We start from the raw sequence: 14,574 nt of genomic DNA on the forward strand, positions 1-14,574 counted from the left end.
TCCACGCCGCCCGACCGGAAGCCCGCTTTGACTTTTCAGGCGGCTTGTTCTGACGTCATGGCGGCTTCCTGCCCCACGATCCGGGCCAGAATGCTTCCCGTGTCGATCCCGTCCCCATGCGGCAGGAACACCCGTAGCTGGAAGGCTATGATCTCGGTGAAGCAGCCGAGGGCCTTGAGGCCATCAATCATGCCCCTGTCAACGCCGCACAACTCAAGGCGCATCTCGCCTGCGACACGGCGACGGGTCAGGGTGAGACCCCGGCCCAGATCGACCGGCGCAGTGGTGCCGAGGGCGGCGGTCAACATCTCCTGCGGTGTTTGCGGGTTGGACACGAGGAAGCGGGCGCGCAGCGCGGCCGCCCCTTCCTCGCTCAGCGTGCGCCCGATCATGGCGGTCGCCCCATCGGGCGTGACCCGGTAGATGCGCTCATTGGTGTTCGGAATATCCTTCCAGATCGGCAACAAGAGCCCGGTCAGCAGGTAGAGCTTGGTTGTGGTGGTTTTTGGCAGGGACGCTGCCTCGGCATCCCAAAGCCATGCGAACTCAGGCTTGCCGATCTCTTCCCAAGCCGAGGACTCAAACCGTGCCTCTTCGAGATAGCTCGACCCGTTTGGCCGCACCGCCTTGCGCATCAGCGTGACAGTGTCCTCGTCATACATCTGCATTGGCCGCGCCGAGATGAGCGCCGCGCGACCCGACGCGCGGTTGACCATCGGCAGCTTATCGAAATTGCGCGACAGGGCGTCATCCGCCGAAAGCACATGGACCGGGTCGGTGACTTCAAGTCCAATGATCCGCGTCACGGCGCCGGATTTCGGGCAGATCCAGAGATCCTCTGTGGATACCTGTTCGATCTTTTCGCCACGCAGAGTTTCCACGCCGAGATCGAGCGTGCCCGCCGCGCGCGCCCGCTCAGACTGATCGGCAATCCGCCTCATGAACTCGGCAAAGAGCGCGTTCTGCATGTGGATGGGCAGGGCCAGAACCCGGTTGAGAAACCGCTGGATCGGGGGAAGCTCCTCAAGGAGCACCCCGTCCTTGTCGATCAGCCGCAGGGCCGTCCAGTCGGTGAAGCTCTCGTAGCTCATCGCCTCAGCGCGCCCGGCGGCAAGATCGGCGAAATACCCGCGCAGCGCGGCCCGCGCGATCGGGCTTTCGAGATTGTCCTCCTCGCGGAACATGCCCTGCGAGCCGGTCTCGCGCTGACCCTTGGTCAAGGCCCCCAGCTGGTCGAGGCGTTTGGCTATCGTCGAGGTAAAGCGCTTCTCGCCATGCACATCCGAGGTGCAGACCCGGAAGAAGGGCGCGCTGACCTGGGCAGAGCGATGCGTGCGGCCGAGCCCCTGGATGGCCGCATCGGCGCGCCAGCCGGGCTCCAACAGGTAGTGCCGCCGCCGTTTCTGGTTCTTCGCCGTTTGCGCCGCATGATAGGACCGGCCCGTCCCGCCCGCATCGGAGAAGATCAGGATATCCTTCTCACCATCCATAAAGGCTTGGGTCTCCGACGAATTGCTGCTGGCGGCGCGCTTCTCGATGAAGAGATGGCCGTCCTCGGCTTTGATGGGTCGGATGGACCGCCCCGTGACTTCTGCCACGGCCTCGTAGCCAAAAGCCCAGAGGATCTGATCGAGCGCCGAGGGGATCGGGGCGAGCGTCATCAACTCCAGCATGGCCGCATCGCGCAGGGCGAGCGCCTCGCGCGAGACAACGAGCGCGCCGGTCTCATCCCGCAAGGGTTCCGCCACCATGTTGCCGTCAATCTCCACGAGCTTTTGCGCATGAATCGGGAAGGCCTGTTCGAGGTATCCCAGGACGTAGTCGCGCGGCGTTAGCGCGCCCTCGACCAGCTCGTCCTCCGGGTCCATCGCCTCAAGCCGGCGCTTCAGCAGGCTCTCACCCGTCGAGACCACCTGGATGACGCAAGCCTTGCCCACCGCCAGATCGTCCTTGATCGCGCGGATGATGGTCGGGGCTTTCATGCCCATCAGGAGATGGTTGAAGAAGCGCTGCTTCGTGCTCTCGAAGCGGGACTTGGCCGAGGCGCGTGCGGCCGAGGCATTGGTCTCGCCCGAGGCGTCGTTGACGCCGGTCGCCGTCAGCGCCGCTTCGAGATTGTGGTGGATCGTGCGAAACGCTCCAGCGTAGGCGTCATAGACCTCGATCTGGGCCGGGGTCAGCGCGTGTTCCAGCACATCATACTCCACCCCATCAAAACTGAGGGCACGCGCCGTGTAGAGGCCGAGCGTCTTAAGATCACGCGCGACCACCTCCATGGCAGCCACGCCGCCGGCTTCCATCGCTGAAACGAAACCCTCGCGGCTCGGGAAGGGATATTCGGGGCCCTGCCCCCAGAGACCGAGACGCGCGGCATAGGCCAGGTTGTGGACGCTCGTGGCACCCGTGGCCGAGATGTAGAAGACGCGAGCGCGGGGTGCTGCCAGTTGCAGCCGCAGGCCAGCAAGGCCCTGCTGGGAGGGTTTGACCCCCCTGCCCTGCTCCGACCCGGCCGCGTTCTGCATGGCATGGGCCTCATCAAAAGCGAGGACGCCGTCGAAATCTTCGCCCATCCAGTCGAGGATCTGGCTCAGCCGCGTGGTGCCGCATTTGCCCGCGGACCGCAGCGTGGCGTAGGTGACGAAGAGGATACCGTCGCCCATCGGGATGGGCTGGTCCGGTTTCCATTTGGAGAGCGGCTGGATGTCGGCTGGCGAGCCGCCGAGATCGGTCCAGTCGCGGATCGCGTCCTCGATGAGCGTCGCGGATTTGGAGACCCAGATCGCCTTCCTGCGCCCGGCCAGCCAGTTCACGAGAATGAGCCCCGCGCATTCGCGGCCCTTGCCGCAACCGGTGCCGTCGCCGAGGAAATAGCCAAGGCGATAGGCTCGTGCATCCGGGTCATCATCGGCGCGCGTCAGCTTGGTCTGGTCGTCATCGATGGTAAACCGACCGGGCAGATCACGCCCATGGGCATCATGCGCCATGATGATGGTCTCGAGCTGCGCCTCGGAGAGATCTCCCTCCTCGATCAACCGTGCGGGCAGGCGCAAGCCATCACGGCCCGTATTTGAGGGCATGGGCGGGGCAACCGAGGCCATGGCGATGCTTTCAACGAGCGGCGTGGGATGTTCCTGCGCATCCGCAATCTCGATCCGTTGCGGACGGTAGCGCGCATAGATGTCCGAGATGGGCGTGTTGTCGCGAGGGGTCTCAAAGCTTGTGAAGCTGAGCGGACGGACGGCATTGGCCCGGGGTTTGGAGGCGGCAACATGCGAAGCGGCGGTCTTGCGCGGGGCAGATGCTGGAACGGTCGGCTGAGCATGAGGGATCGCCGCAGCCTGTTGTACGTGGCGCATCTCGGGCCGGGTTGAGGCCACAGCATCAACATATGCCAAGGCTTCATCCAGATCCCGCACAGGGACGCGGATCATCTCGCCGTCTTCCTGCACCTTGTCGAAGACCATGAGTTGGGTTTCGACAGAGGTACCGAGCTTGCGGTAGACCTCCCCCGGCATCGTCAGCGCCAAGCGCGGCGTCAGGAGACCGCAGGCGCGGGACCAATGCGCGGCATCGCGTTCGGGCGTGAATCCCGGCGGCATGATCGCCACCAGCCGCCCACCGGGCGCGAGACGCTTTGAAGCCGCGATGAGATGTTTGGCGGCGATGTGCTTGTCCCGCGACCGATCGACCGAGGAGGCGAAGGGCGGATTCATCACCACGACGTCGGGTAGAACCGGCGACTGCAGCAGATCGTCGATATGCTCGCCGTCATGGCCTGTGACCTCGCCGCCGAAAACCGCGCGCAGGAGGCGCTGGCGAGAGGGGTCGATTTCATTGATTACAAGCATGGCACCGGCCCGGGCGGCGAAAGCAGCCAGGGCACCGGTGCCAGCCGAGGGCTCCAGCACAGTCTCGCCCTTGCGAATGGCTGCCGCCCGCACGACCATTGCCGCGAAAGGCAACGGCGTGGAAAACTGCTGCAGCCGGATCTGTTGCTCGGAGCGGCGTGTTTCCGTGAGGAGCCGTGAGGCAAGCAGCCTTGCAGCGGCGATGTCACCTGCCGCGCCGTCCCCACGCAGCAGCATCTGGATGGCCGCGGCCTGCATCAGGTCGTAGGCCATGCGCCAGTCCCAGGCGCCACCAGCATCGCTACCAAGAAAGGTCTCGCGCATTATGCGCGCGAGCGCTGAGCTGCGTAGGGGCTGGTGGTCGATCTCCGCGCCGACTTGCGCCAGCGCAGAGGCGAGATGACCGTCGGAGGTTGAGAGAGCCGGGCTTGCCGGATTGGGCTTGGACATGGGATTTTCCTTTGGATCAGGGTCTGAGTTCCAAAGGACAAAAAGCCCGCTTTTGCTTTTCAGGGTGGCGGGGTCAGACCGCGCTGCCCCCAAGGCTTGGTCAGGACTTGGGTTCGACCTGCCGCTTCGCATCAATCAATGCCTGTGCGGCCTGCATCACCTGAACCTGAGATGTTCCCGAGCGTGCATCCTCCAGCGCGGCCTGCACCTGCGCGCAAAACCAGGCGTCATAAGAATTCGCTTCAGCGGCCATGGAAATGCTCCTCGAGAGCTTTATCCAGAAGCTTGCCAAGGCCATGGGGCATGTCTGCAACGTGCACCGCGACTGGCAAACGGCCCCGCTTCATCTGGGACGCGCATTGCTCATCGAGACCAAGAAGTGGCCCTTCCTTTCCCGTTTCGTCCATTGCGTTTTCTCCAACCGTGTTAAGGCGTGAGGTTACATCACCTTGCGTGATACCGTAAACGGCGGTGCTGTTAGGGTCGCAGAAAATCATCCTAGGCCACTTACCGATCGGGCGCCGCTTCAAGGGAAGTTTCGAACCGCTTGTCCGCCGCCGCGGCTTCTTTCAGGAGCGCGTCAAAATTGTCAGGTGGGTTGCCATCTTCCAGCATCCCTTTGAACGTCGCATAGGCATCCGTCTTGCTGCCGTAGGCGCGCAGGGTCTTGTCGTCGTTCACCCAGGCCACCACGATGACCTTCGCATCGCTGTTGAACCGATAGAACAGCCGATACTGCTGGAAGAATTTCGCCCGGAACCAGTGCTTGCGGTGATCGCCGAGTGTGCCGCCTTGCCGGAAGGCGGCGGCACCCGGATCTGCCGGTATGGCCTCGGTGACCAGCTTGAAGATGGCGGCCAGCCGTTTCGTCGGGTTTTTCTTGCGCCAGCTCTTAGGATCACGTGCTTTACGCGCCTCGACCTCTTCAATCAGCCCTTCGAGCTGGTCCAGAAAGAGCGGATGCGCATAAATCGACCATCCGTTTACGACAAGGGGCGCCCCTGCGGGCACGCTATCGCCGCTCATTCATCCTCGGGCGATAGCGGCGCATCCAGATCGACGTCAACGTCTCCGACCAGTGCTGCAAGACGGTCATGCAAAGCCCCATCGAACGCCCGAATGCGGTCCGGATGCGCCTTGATATCGGCCTCGACAAAATCGAGAAAGGCGCCGAGCGCAGGATCATCCTCGTCGCTGCGCACGGGCTCGATATAGACCCTGCCACTCGGCTCGGTACAGTAGCGAATCTGGTCGCCCTTGCCCAGCTTGAGCTGCTTGCGCACACCCGCCGGCACGGTCGTCTGATACCGATCCGTGAGTTTCGAGACATCTTGTGCGAGCGGTGTCATGGCAACCCCCTGAAAGAATGTGGTCTTTGCTGCCTGCGATAGGTAATGCATTTGCATTGTCTTGTCAAGACAAGCCGCAGGATCTGCTGTCGCCGGGCAGGTCGATGAGCTGTCCGGCGCAGCACCTATTCTCGCCCCGCGAGATACTCCGCCAGCACCGGGCTAGCAGCACCTTTCGCGGAGCTGAGCAGCTCCGAACCCGCAAGCGAGGCCTTCGACAGGCGTACGAGCCCACCGGTTTCCTCGATGCGGTAGCAGCGGCGCTTTTGCCGACCCCGCCTGTAGTGGGTCGCGGTGACGATCTGGCAAGTGCTGCCATCGGTGAGCGTCACCGGTGCTGCGAGCTTGATCCTGTCCCCCTCTTGATAGTCAGGGATCGCGGCCCAGTCCCGGCAGCGCTGGCGCCAGTCCTGGGCGTAGCTGTCCGGGTCTTTCAGGTCGGAGAGGAGCTCGATCAGCCCAAGGGGAGCACGAGATTCATTCGGGCCAGCGCTTTCCTCCATGTCCTTGTAGCCCCAGCAGCCGTCATCGTATCGGGTGAGGAAGACAGCCCCGAACGTGATCGAGCCATCCGCATCGGTCACATAGGTCGTGTCCTCGACCGGCGAGCCATCGATACTTGTGACCTTTGCCGCCGCGTACCAAGTCGAACCCACCTTGCAGGCTTTGACCAGTTCCGTCTTGCGCCTGTCGCTCTCGAAGGTGCAGAGCCGGGCAATCTCCGCTTTCTCATCCGCGTAGGTCTGGACGCGGCGATCGGTATAGAAGAGCCAACCCATCACGCCGCCCTCCGGTCATCGATTTCCATCAGCGCATCGAGCGGCACGCGGTAGGGCTGCATGGCGTCGAAATCCTCGCAATTGCCGCAGTTCTGCACGATCGCGAAGGTATCGCAGGCATCCTTGAGGATAACCCGGAAGGTGCCGCCGAGGCCCGAGGGCACTTCGTAGGTTCCGCCGATGAGATAATCCGAGGCCCGGCGCACGAAGACGCGGATGCTGTGGCCATCGGTGGCGAGCCGGATGGCCCCTCGCCCCCGGTCGATGAGCACCTGCACGTCATCCAGGATGTCGGTGTAGAACTGGCCGGTCAGATCGCGAAACGCCATGCGGCGCTGCGCCATCCAGTCGGTGTCCCGAAACGGGTTCATGCCGTCGGCGAAGGCGAAGGAAGGATCGGCCTGCTCGGTGGTAACGATACGGGTGGTCGTGCCATCGATGCCGTTCGAGCGCAGATGCACACCATTGCCGACGATCAGGATCAGGGCGGGCCTGTCCACGGGCCCGTTCCAGTTGGGCAGGAAGGTCTTGCAGGCGCGCGCATGCGCGATCTGCGCCGCAACTGCGGAGGCAGAGAACTTGAGAATAGCCATGGGGATGTCTTTCTGTTCGGTTTGGAAGGGTCGACCCGCGCAGGGAATGCCTCGCGCGGGTCACTTGATGCATCAGGCCGCTTGCGCGACCTCGCTGTCAGGCTCGGGGGTTTCCGCAGCGGGCTCCGCCTCATCACAGGCGACACCGGCGGTCTGCATCATGGGCGGGCACCAGGCGGCCACGGCAGCGCGCTGCGCGTCCGTGAGCGTGGCGAAGGGCTCTGCGAAGAGCTTGTCACAAAAGGCGACGATCTCCTTTTTGCTCGACGAGGCCAGCGTCACCGCCTCCTGGGCGAGACCCAGATCCTCGCCGAGGATCTTGAGAAGCCAGGCCTTCTTGAAGCGGTTGAACAGCGCCGCGTTCGGCGTCCAATGGGCGCGGATGTCGGGCATGATCTCGATCTCGAACGCATGCATCAGGCTGTCGCGCCGAGGATCCCGGGCGAAGCAGGACTGCGCGGTGCTGGCCGTGGCATAGGCCACGAGCTTGGCCTTCTCCCCTGCATCGAGGGCGCGAAACGCCGCGAACTGATCGGCGGGCGCGCGGGCGTCATCGAGCCAGGAGAGATCAAGCGCATCATGCGCCGCCGCCACCTGCTCGAGCGAGATCTCGTCGATCTCGTCCATCTTGGCATGGCTGCGGTATTCCTTGCGGGCATCGATCTTGATCGCCTGCGTGACACTCATGCCGCTGGCCAGAACGTCACTGACCAGCTTGAAGAGCGTCAGATCGAGCGTGGCTTCCGGATGCAGCGCCATCGCGGCCCCAAGCGCCATGGCTCGCTCGGTCTTGAGGTCCTCAGCCAGTGAGGCTGGATAGGTGATTTCTCCGGCATCGGGGGCCTCTTCCCCCGTCTGGTTGCCCGAGGAGCCGCGCGCGCCCTCCTCTTTCACGGTGTCCTCCGGGCGCACGAGGCCCATATGGAGCGTCACCTTCCCGTTCGACCAGGACGCGATCACCCCAGACCGCGCGAGGTCCTCGGCGCTGTAGGCCTCCTGCAGATCGCGCGCTTCCTCTTCCAAGGCGTCCACGCGCTCGTAAAGGGCATTGTAGGCACCGTCCTCGAGCCCCTCATCCTCCATTTCGAGCTGCAATTTCTCGAGTTCGGCGCTGATCTCATCGATGCGCTTCTGGGTGGCCTCATCCGGCTCGATCGGGCCGGGATAGACGCGGCCATAGTCGGCCATGGTCGCGTAATCATAGCGCACCATCGCATCGGCCCAGGCAAAGCCTCGCTTCATACGGGCCTCTTCGGCGGCGGCACCGAGCTTCTCGAGCAGGATGGTCTCGACCAGCGCCGCATCCTCGAGCACGGAATGCTCTTTCAGAAGGTCAGCCGCGACGGCACCGCCACGCGCCTCGTAGTCTTCGCGCACGAAAGCTCCGATATCGTCACTGACCTGCACCCCGCGGGATTTTAGCGCTTGTCGAACGGTATAGGCCTGCAGATAGCCGCCGTCCTTCGTGAGCGCCTCGAAGACCTCGCGCTGCGCCTCCTGGCTCGGGTGCTCGGCGAAGGCCTTCATCGTATCGAGCGTGATCACCTTGCCGCGGGCTGCGGCGCGGATGTCGGGGTGGATCAGGCCATAGCGCAACCGGCCTTTCACGGCGGCAACTGTGGTGCCGAAGGTTTTGGCGATGGTCTCGGGCGTCTGGCCGTCGACCTCCATCATCCGGGCGAAAGCCTCGAACTCGTCAATCGCGTTCATGGGGGCCTGGGTGATGTTCTCGGCCAGCGACAGGGCCGTGGTGACGTCGCACTCCTCCGGCACGAGGCGGCAGTCCACCTTGGTTTTCGCCGTGAATCCCTTGCTGGCCTTGTCAGCGATCAGCTCCTTCAGGGCTGCATGGCGCCGGCCACCGGCGAGGACAGCATATTTGCCGTCAAGCTTCTGAACCAGAAGCGGCTGGAGCAGGCCCAGCACAGCGATACTGGCCTTCAGATGGGCGATGTTCTCGGGATCATAGGTTTCGGGGGCGTTGGTGCGCACATTGGCGGGATGGGCAGTCAGATCGCCGATGGTGACGGAGATGGGTTTGAAGCTTGCAGTCATGGGATGTCCTTCTCGGTGGTAGGGATGCGGCCCGCGCGCTCGCGCGCGACCAATCCCCGGGTTCGGGGATCACAACGACAGAAGGCCCGCTTTGCCTTTTTGGGGGCAACGGGCCTTCATCGTCTGAGATGTCAGGGGGAGGAGTCTCCTGCCCTTCTACCAGTCGCGCGCCAGCATGATGATCAGCAAACGCATGGTGGTGGCAGGATTGTCCGGGGTCTCGGCCCCATAGCGAAAGTCGGAATCCGCTTCGTACAAATCCAGTTTCCAGAACACGGTCTCGCCACGGATCTCGATCGCCCCGAAATCATGCCATCCTTCGGGATCATTCTCAGGCTCGAATGTATCAAACGCACCGGTGGCCTTCACCGCCTCGGCCAGGAAGCCATCGCCGGCCTCCATGAGCGAGCGGGTGACATGCATGCGGCCTTGGATGGGCTGCGCGGGCGGCACTCCAAGGCACGCGAGCTTGCGAAACGCGTCGTTTTGCGCCGCGATCACACTCGGATCCGGACGGTATGGCAGGGGTTGAACGGTCATGGACATGGGGATTTCCTTTGAAAAGTTGAAACACCCTTCCCAAAGCCAGCTTTTTCTTTTTTGCTTGGCGGAGGAACCCAGACAAACCTACCCGGCCCGAATAAATCCAAAAGTCAGGTGTGCGGGATATGCGGCCCGAAGCAGCATCTGACTGTTGGATACAAGCGGGCACTCTGGATCGTGATTGCTCTTAATATCGGGTATGGAATCATAGAAATAATTGGGGGATTCCTCGCGGGGTCTCAGGCCTTGAAAGCGGACGCCCTCGACTTTCTGGGCGACGGATTGATCACCCTATTGGGCGTATTCGCAATTGGTTGGAGCTTGTTATGGCGGGCCCGGTCTGCCCTGATCCAAGGTGTGTTCCTAGGCCTGCTCGGATTGGGCGTAATGGGCAGCACCCTCTGGCGCGTCTTCGATCAGCAACCTGTTGAAGCCGAGCTTATGGGGGCCTTCGCGTTGATTGCGCTGTTTGTTAACGTAGCTGCCGCATCGCGCGGGGGATGCAAATGTCCGGGCTGTTTGGCTCTTCTCTCGCAATGACGCAATTGGCAACGCAGCCGTTATTTTTGCAGCGGCCTGCGTGGCTTGGACCGGCACTGCGTGGCCCGATCTGATCGTTGCGTTCACCATAGCCGCTCTGTTTCTTCATTCGTCGTATGTGATTGTCCGTGATGCCAATCATGACATCACGGAAGCTCAATCCTTGGAATAATCTGAAAACAGATAACTTAGGCCGCTGTGAACTCAGTTTTGATCGCTGCTTGCGCCAGTCACCCAAACCGGGTTTATCTGACGCCCCCAGCCTTCTGAATGGCGAGTGGTGCCCCGCCAAGGCAAGAATGTGTATATCCTCGCCTAAGCCGGTGGAGGCCCTTTCAAACTCTTGACGTGTCCGTATGCTTCGCGGTCACCGTACGCCCTTTACGTTTTTACGGGAATCCCGCTCGCATATAGGCAATGATCTTCCAGATATCTTCTTCGCCTAGCTTGTCTTCGAAGGCGGGCATGTCCGTTCCAAATCGCTCGCCGCCCTCGGAAATCGTCCAAAGAAGGTATTCATCGCCAGACATCGGCATCTGGACAAACTGGCGCAGCAGAGCCGGAGAGGGTTCGAGAGAACGCCCCGCTTGGCCGTCTCCCAACCCTTGGGCACCATGACAACTTGCACAATTGTTCGAATAGAGCGTCCGACCTTCCGCGATCACCTGAGGTGTCGCGCGAACCGTGCTCCGAGCGCCGCGATATGCGCCGGGGACACCTTGGTTCATATATGTCCAGTGCCGCTGCATCCGCTGCTGTTGTCCGGGGTTCATTTGTCCCCAGCCCCAACCATGCATACCGCCAGAGCCCATGTGACCTGATCCCATATGACCGTGGCCCCACCAGTCACCTCGATATTGCTGTGCCGAGACGCCGGTTGCCAGAAGACCGACAAGGGCACCAATCGCCAAGTTGCGCATTGTTGAATGTTTCATGTCATACTCCTCCTCGAAAATTACAACTATCATGGACGGGTTGTTTGGGCCACCGATGATTCCGAATCTGCCAACTTCTGGAGGTCACTGGCCAGCTTTCAAATAATTTATGAAATGGAGAGCCGAGCCATGGGACTATGTTGAAGTTCAAGTGCCATGTTCGCTTTTTCTACACGATGATTAGACGAGTAATTCCACTAAGGCTCGCTGAATCCGGGTACTGCTACAACTAAATCCGGTCGGTTTAGGCGCTCACCCGGCATTCGCTGTCTTTGGGCTGAACGGCGGCTTTGGGAAAACGTCGAAAGTTTGCAAACTCCGCTTCCTGCGCATTGCCGCCATTCGTGGTCATCACCACATTCGTCATTCCGTTTTCACACCTGCCATTTTCCGCTTCGCCGCAATAGGTCTGTTAAGCCGCCTCGGCGCTGCGCCCTGCCCTGCCGACCTCCGATTTGGCGATCAGGTAGTCGCAAGCACGTTGCGCGTCCGCGGCGTGCCGAAAGATCGCGCCCTTGTCCGACCGAAGAACGCGCAACCAGTTGTGGAGGTAGGCGGCATTCATCTCGAGCGTATGCGCGGTAAAGCCCAGCGTCTGACCCAGGAACACCGAGGTCAATTCCGCGACGATCTCCTCGCGAGCATAGGACGTGTTGCCAAACTTCGAGAACCCGAAATCGCGGTTCAGCCGATGGGGGGCTTTTGTGGCATGGGCCAGCTCATGGGCCCAGACCCCGTAGAAATTGCGCGGGTCCTGAAACCGCGTGATGGACGGCATGTAGACCTTGTCCACGGGGGGCAAATAGTACGCCTCCGTGCCCGTGAAGACGGTTGTGATGTCGATGGCATCGAAAAACGCTTGCATGTGCGGGATGGGCTCGGACGGCGGATGCTCGGGCACGGGCTCCGGGTCAGGGTAGAAACTGTCGGGCAAGCCCTCGATCTGGCAGGCATTGAACACGCGGTAGGATTTCTGGAAGCGGAAGATGCGGGCTTCCTCGGAGTGATCATCCCCGCTGCTACGGTCGTCCTCGCCATCGGCGTCTTTCCGGCTTTGGCCGTAGTAGACAACGACAGAGGACTTCTCGCCTTTGCGCACCTTCGCGTCCAAGGCATTGGCCTGAGGCAGCGTCATCCAGAAGGGCGAGCTATGGCCCGCCATCACGGTGCGCATCGTCAGCAGGAAGTTGTTGACCCCCTGGTAGGGCTCACCCCCCACGCGCAGGGGGCGAGAGCTGCCGCCTGCGGTCCAGGGCTTTCGCCAGGGCAGGACGCCGCGCTCAATGATACGGATGATTTCGTTTGTGATGACCTCTGAGGCATCGAATTTGGGCGTACGGGATCGGGCCATGGCTGGCCTCCTTTTCGAGTTTTGGTGAGAGGGAGTGGTGACTAGGTTGACCGACAGGGGCGCGGATCGTTGGCGATCCTGCCACCGAGGGCTTCGACCATGTCGATGTAGGTGGTCAGCGACACGGACTTGCCGGGACCCGAAGAGTCAGGGTCGACCGATCCGTCCCGCGTCACCCGCGGCAGGTTCGCGAAGGCGATGACATCGGTGACGAGTCGGATATCGATGAACGGCGTGCCACGTGCGACCGCAAGAGTGGCCAAGGGAAAGCGCTCGATCGGCGCGAAGGTCGACACGGTGGTCCAACCGAGATGGAGGAATGTCCCACCCTCCCCGCAGATCACATGCGCGTTTGGCAATGACGCCGCCTGCTTCAGATAGCCGAGATCACGCAGGACGGTCTGGCGTTCGAGCCGCTGTGCCAGCGCCGTCTGGCCAGTTCGGCGCAGCTCTCTATGCCGCCACCAGGAGGCGGCGGTTGCGCGGAGCACGCGCAAGACACCTGATTGGATAGGAATGCCCTTCATCCGGAACGGCAGACCGGAACCCGGCACGGACCCATCTGAGGGACCCCAAAGGCCCTCATCCGTCAGTCACAAAACCCGAAGAACACTTTCTCTTTTTCCGGCCCCTTTGGGCACACAACAAAACCGAAAAGCCCGGCCCTTCTGCCGAAGCCATTGATTTCATGCAGCAATTCCAGATCGGCAGGCAAGATCGGCAACGCATATCGGCAAAACCTTGCTTGAAAGTACGAAATGTGTTTATTTTTCAAATACTTTGCAAACATGGAAGATCGGCAAAATGCTGGAAACACCCGCCAGGATCGAACCCTGCTTCTTCGAGGAGCATATTCCTACAGAACTGGCAGACCTTTCGGTCGACATCCAGAGGGAAGCCACCGGGCTGGGACAAGGGTTGCATCCTGACAGCGCAGCTGAGCTTGCCGATCTCGTCCGTGTGATGAACTGCTATTACTCCAACCTGATCGAAGGACACAACACGCGCCCCCGCGATATCGAAAGGGCGCTGGCTGGTGCCGAGCTTGAGGAAGAAACCCGTCCCCTCGCCCTTGAGGCCCGGGCGCACGTCATCGTTCAACGGGCCATCGACGAGATGCATCGCAAGGGCACCCTGCCCCGCCCCACATCCGTCGAATTCCTGACTTGGGTCCATAAGAGCTTCTACGACGAGATGCCGAATGAGTTTCGGGTCATCGAACATCCCGACGGCACACAAGAGCCCATCGTTCCGGGACGCATGCGCCAGGATGATGATCGGGAAGTTGCGGTCGGGCGCCACCTACCTCCTTCATCGTCGCGCGTCGCGGCATTCATGGACCACTTCGACAAACGATTTCAGATTGCGGCGCGGTCTTCGAGCGGACGGATCATTGCGATCGCCTCTGCGCATCACCGGCTCAACTACATCCACCCTTTCCCGGATGGTAACGGCCGTGTCAGCAGACTGATGTCTCATGCCATGGCCCTCACAGCGGGGATTGGTGGCCAAGGGCTCTGGTCCGTATCACGTGGGCTGGCCCGCGGGCTAACCGATCGGGGCGAGTACAAACGGATGATGGATCTGGCCGACAGTCCACGCCGCGGAGACCGCGACGGACGGGGGAACCTGTCAGAAGCGGCACTGAAGACGTTTAGTGAATGGTTCCTAAAGGTGACGCTCGACCAGATCAGCTTCTCAGCAAGATTGTTCGATCTCGGCGGATTGGACCAACGGTATCGTCGTCTTGTTGCAGATACCATCGATGACAAGCGAGCGCCGGAACTAATCTCGGCGGTTCTTCGTCATGGGGCACTGGAACGAGGCGATGCGCAGATTGTGCTCAAGACGTCCGAGCGTACTGCTCGCAACACGCTGAGTAAACTGACCGCCGCCGGATACATGACGTCCGTCTCGCCGAAGACGCCGGTTCGGTTGGCGTTTCCGTTGGATTATCGAGAGCGGCTCTTTCCAAACCTCTTTGGAGACGGTGACATGCCCGTGTGACTGGCAACCGAAGCACCCTGTTTCTGGCCAAGTCCGCGAGCGCTGCCTCTGACCGTGTTGGAAAGAAGTTCACAGCTGTGAACTATCCCGAGCTATCCTACTTGTCAGCCGAGTTCACAGCTGT

General features: G+C 61.6%; 16 protein-coding genes. 3 read left to right on the plus strand and 13 right to left on the minus strand.

What is annotated here, in order from left to right:
- Positions 1–35: 35 nt before the first annotated feature.
- The 9 genes from NANH_RS0119795 to NANH_RS0119835 form a co-directional block, all read right to left on the minus strand.
- Positions 36–4,298 carry a strawberry notch-like NTP hydrolase domain-containing protein gene (locus tag NANH_RS0119795; RefSeq protein ID WP_027263640.1) on the minus strand — a complete coding sequence of 1,421 codons (4,263 nt, stop codon included), beginning with the start codon at positions 4,296–4,298 and terminating at the stop codon, positions 36–38.
- A 100-nt stretch (positions 4,299–4,398) separates the two neighbouring features.
- On the minus strand, positions 4,399–4,551 hold the full coding sequence (locus NANH_RS26645; protein ID WP_009819682.1) for an antitoxin PaaA2 family protein: 153 nt from the start codon (positions 4,549–4,551) through the stop codon (positions 4,399–4,401).
- Positions 4,541–4,705 (minus strand): hypothetical protein, encoded by a 165-nt coding sequence (locus NANH_RS28980; RefSeq protein WP_169730253.1) that lies wholly within the window; start codon positions 4,703–4,705, stop codon positions 4,541–4,543. The genes NANH_RS26645 and NANH_RS28980 overlap by 11 nt, the downstream gene beginning before the upstream one ends.
- A 100-nt stretch (positions 4,706–4,805) precedes the next feature.
- On the minus strand, positions 4,806–5,324 hold the full coding sequence (locus tag NANH_RS0119810) for a type II toxin-antitoxin system YhaV family toxin (RefSeq protein ID WP_027263641.1): 519 nt from the start codon (positions 5,322–5,324) through the stop codon (positions 4,806–4,808).
- The gene (locus tag NANH_RS0119815; RefSeq protein ID WP_027263642.1) at positions 5,321–5,647 is read right to left on the minus strand and encodes a type II toxin-antitoxin system PrlF family antitoxin; all 327 of its coding nucleotides are present in this window, start codon (positions 5,645–5,647) and stop codon (positions 5,321–5,323) included. Before NANH_RS0119815 ends, NANH_RS0119810 begins: the two co-directional genes overlap by 4 nt.
- Before the next feature lie 125 nt (positions 5,648–5,772).
- Complete coding sequence (locus NANH_RS0119820; protein WP_027263643.1) at positions 5,773–6,426, minus strand: DUF6927 domain-containing protein; 654 nt, start codon at positions 6,424–6,426, stop codon at positions 5,773–5,775.
- Positions 6,426–7,019: a hypothetical protein gene (locus NANH_RS0119825; RefSeq protein WP_025042408.1), complete on the minus strand. Its 594-nt coding sequence runs from the start codon at positions 7,017–7,019 to the stop codon at positions 6,426–6,428. Before NANH_RS0119825 ends, NANH_RS0119820 begins: the two co-directional genes overlap by 1 nt.
- Positions 7,020–7,091: 72 nt before the next feature.
- Complete coding sequence (locus NANH_RS0119830) at positions 7,092–9,074, minus strand: ParB/RepB/Spo0J family partition protein (RefSeq protein WP_027263644.1); 1,983 nt, start codon at positions 9,072–9,074, stop codon at positions 7,092–7,094.
- 156 nt (positions 9,075–9,230) lie between these two features.
- Positions 9,231–9,620 carry a DUF3768 domain-containing protein gene (locus tag NANH_RS0119835; RefSeq protein ID WP_027263645.1) on the minus strand — a complete coding sequence of 130 codons (390 nt, stop codon included), beginning with the start codon at positions 9,618–9,620 and terminating at the stop codon, positions 9,231–9,233.
- A gap of 243 nt (positions 9,621–9,863) precedes the next feature.
- On the opposite strand from NANH_RS0119835, the gene NANH_RS26650 reads away from it, so the two are divergent.
- The gene (locus NANH_RS26650) at positions 9,864–10,157 is read left to right on the plus strand and encodes a hypothetical protein (RefSeq protein WP_367889532.1); all 294 of its coding nucleotides are present in this window, start codon (positions 9,864–9,866) and stop codon (positions 10,155–10,157) included.
- A 4-nt stretch (positions 10,158–10,161) separates the two neighbouring features.
- Positions 10,162–10,329 carry a hypothetical protein gene (locus tag NANH_RS29840; RefSeq protein WP_254774032.1) on the plus strand — a complete coding sequence of 56 codons (168 nt, stop codon included), beginning with the start codon at positions 10,162–10,164 and terminating at the stop codon, positions 10,327–10,329.
- Positions 10,330–10,546: 217 nt separating this feature from the next.
- Here the strand turns inward: NANH_RS29840 and NANH_RS0119845 are convergent, their stop codons facing one another.
- The 4 genes from NANH_RS0119845 to NANH_RS0119860 all read right to left on the minus strand — a co-directional run bounded on the left by NANH_RS0119845 (position 10,547) and on the right by NANH_RS0119860 (position 12,970).
- A complete protein-coding gene (locus tag NANH_RS0119845) occupies positions 10,547–11,092 on the minus strand; it encodes a c-type cytochrome (protein WP_161631376.1) in 546 nt (181 codons plus the stop codon).
- A gap of 244 nt (positions 11,093–11,336) precedes the next feature.
- On the minus strand, positions 11,337–11,459 hold the full coding sequence (locus tag NANH_RS29605) for a hypothetical protein (protein ID WP_281171033.1): 123 nt from the start codon (positions 11,457–11,459) through the stop codon (positions 11,337–11,339).
- Positions 11,460–11,504: 45 nt separating this feature from the next.
- On the minus strand, positions 11,505–12,443 hold the full coding sequence (locus tag NANH_RS0119855) for an ArdC family protein (protein ID WP_027263647.1): 939 nt from the start codon (positions 12,441–12,443) through the stop codon (positions 11,505–11,507).
- A gap of 41 nt (positions 12,444–12,484) precedes the next feature.
- Complete coding sequence (locus NANH_RS0119860) at positions 12,485–12,970, minus strand: hypothetical protein (RefSeq protein WP_036050114.1); 486 nt, start codon at positions 12,968–12,970, stop codon at positions 12,485–12,487.
- Positions 12,971–13,247: 277 nt separating this feature from the next.
- On the opposite strand from NANH_RS0119860, the gene NANH_RS0119870 reads away from it, so the two are divergent.
- Complete coding sequence (locus NANH_RS0119870) at positions 13,248–14,450, plus strand: Fic family protein (protein WP_027263649.1); 1,203 nt, start codon at positions 13,248–13,250, stop codon at positions 14,448–14,450.
- Positions 14,451–14,574: the final 124 nt, after the last annotated feature.

Origin of the sequence: Sedimentitalea nanhaiensis DSM 24252, assembly GCF_000473225.1 — a bacterium.
Taxonomy (GTDB): domain Bacteria; phylum Pseudomonadota; class Alphaproteobacteria; order Rhodobacterales; family Rhodobacteraceae; genus Sedimentitalea; species Sedimentitalea nanhaiensis.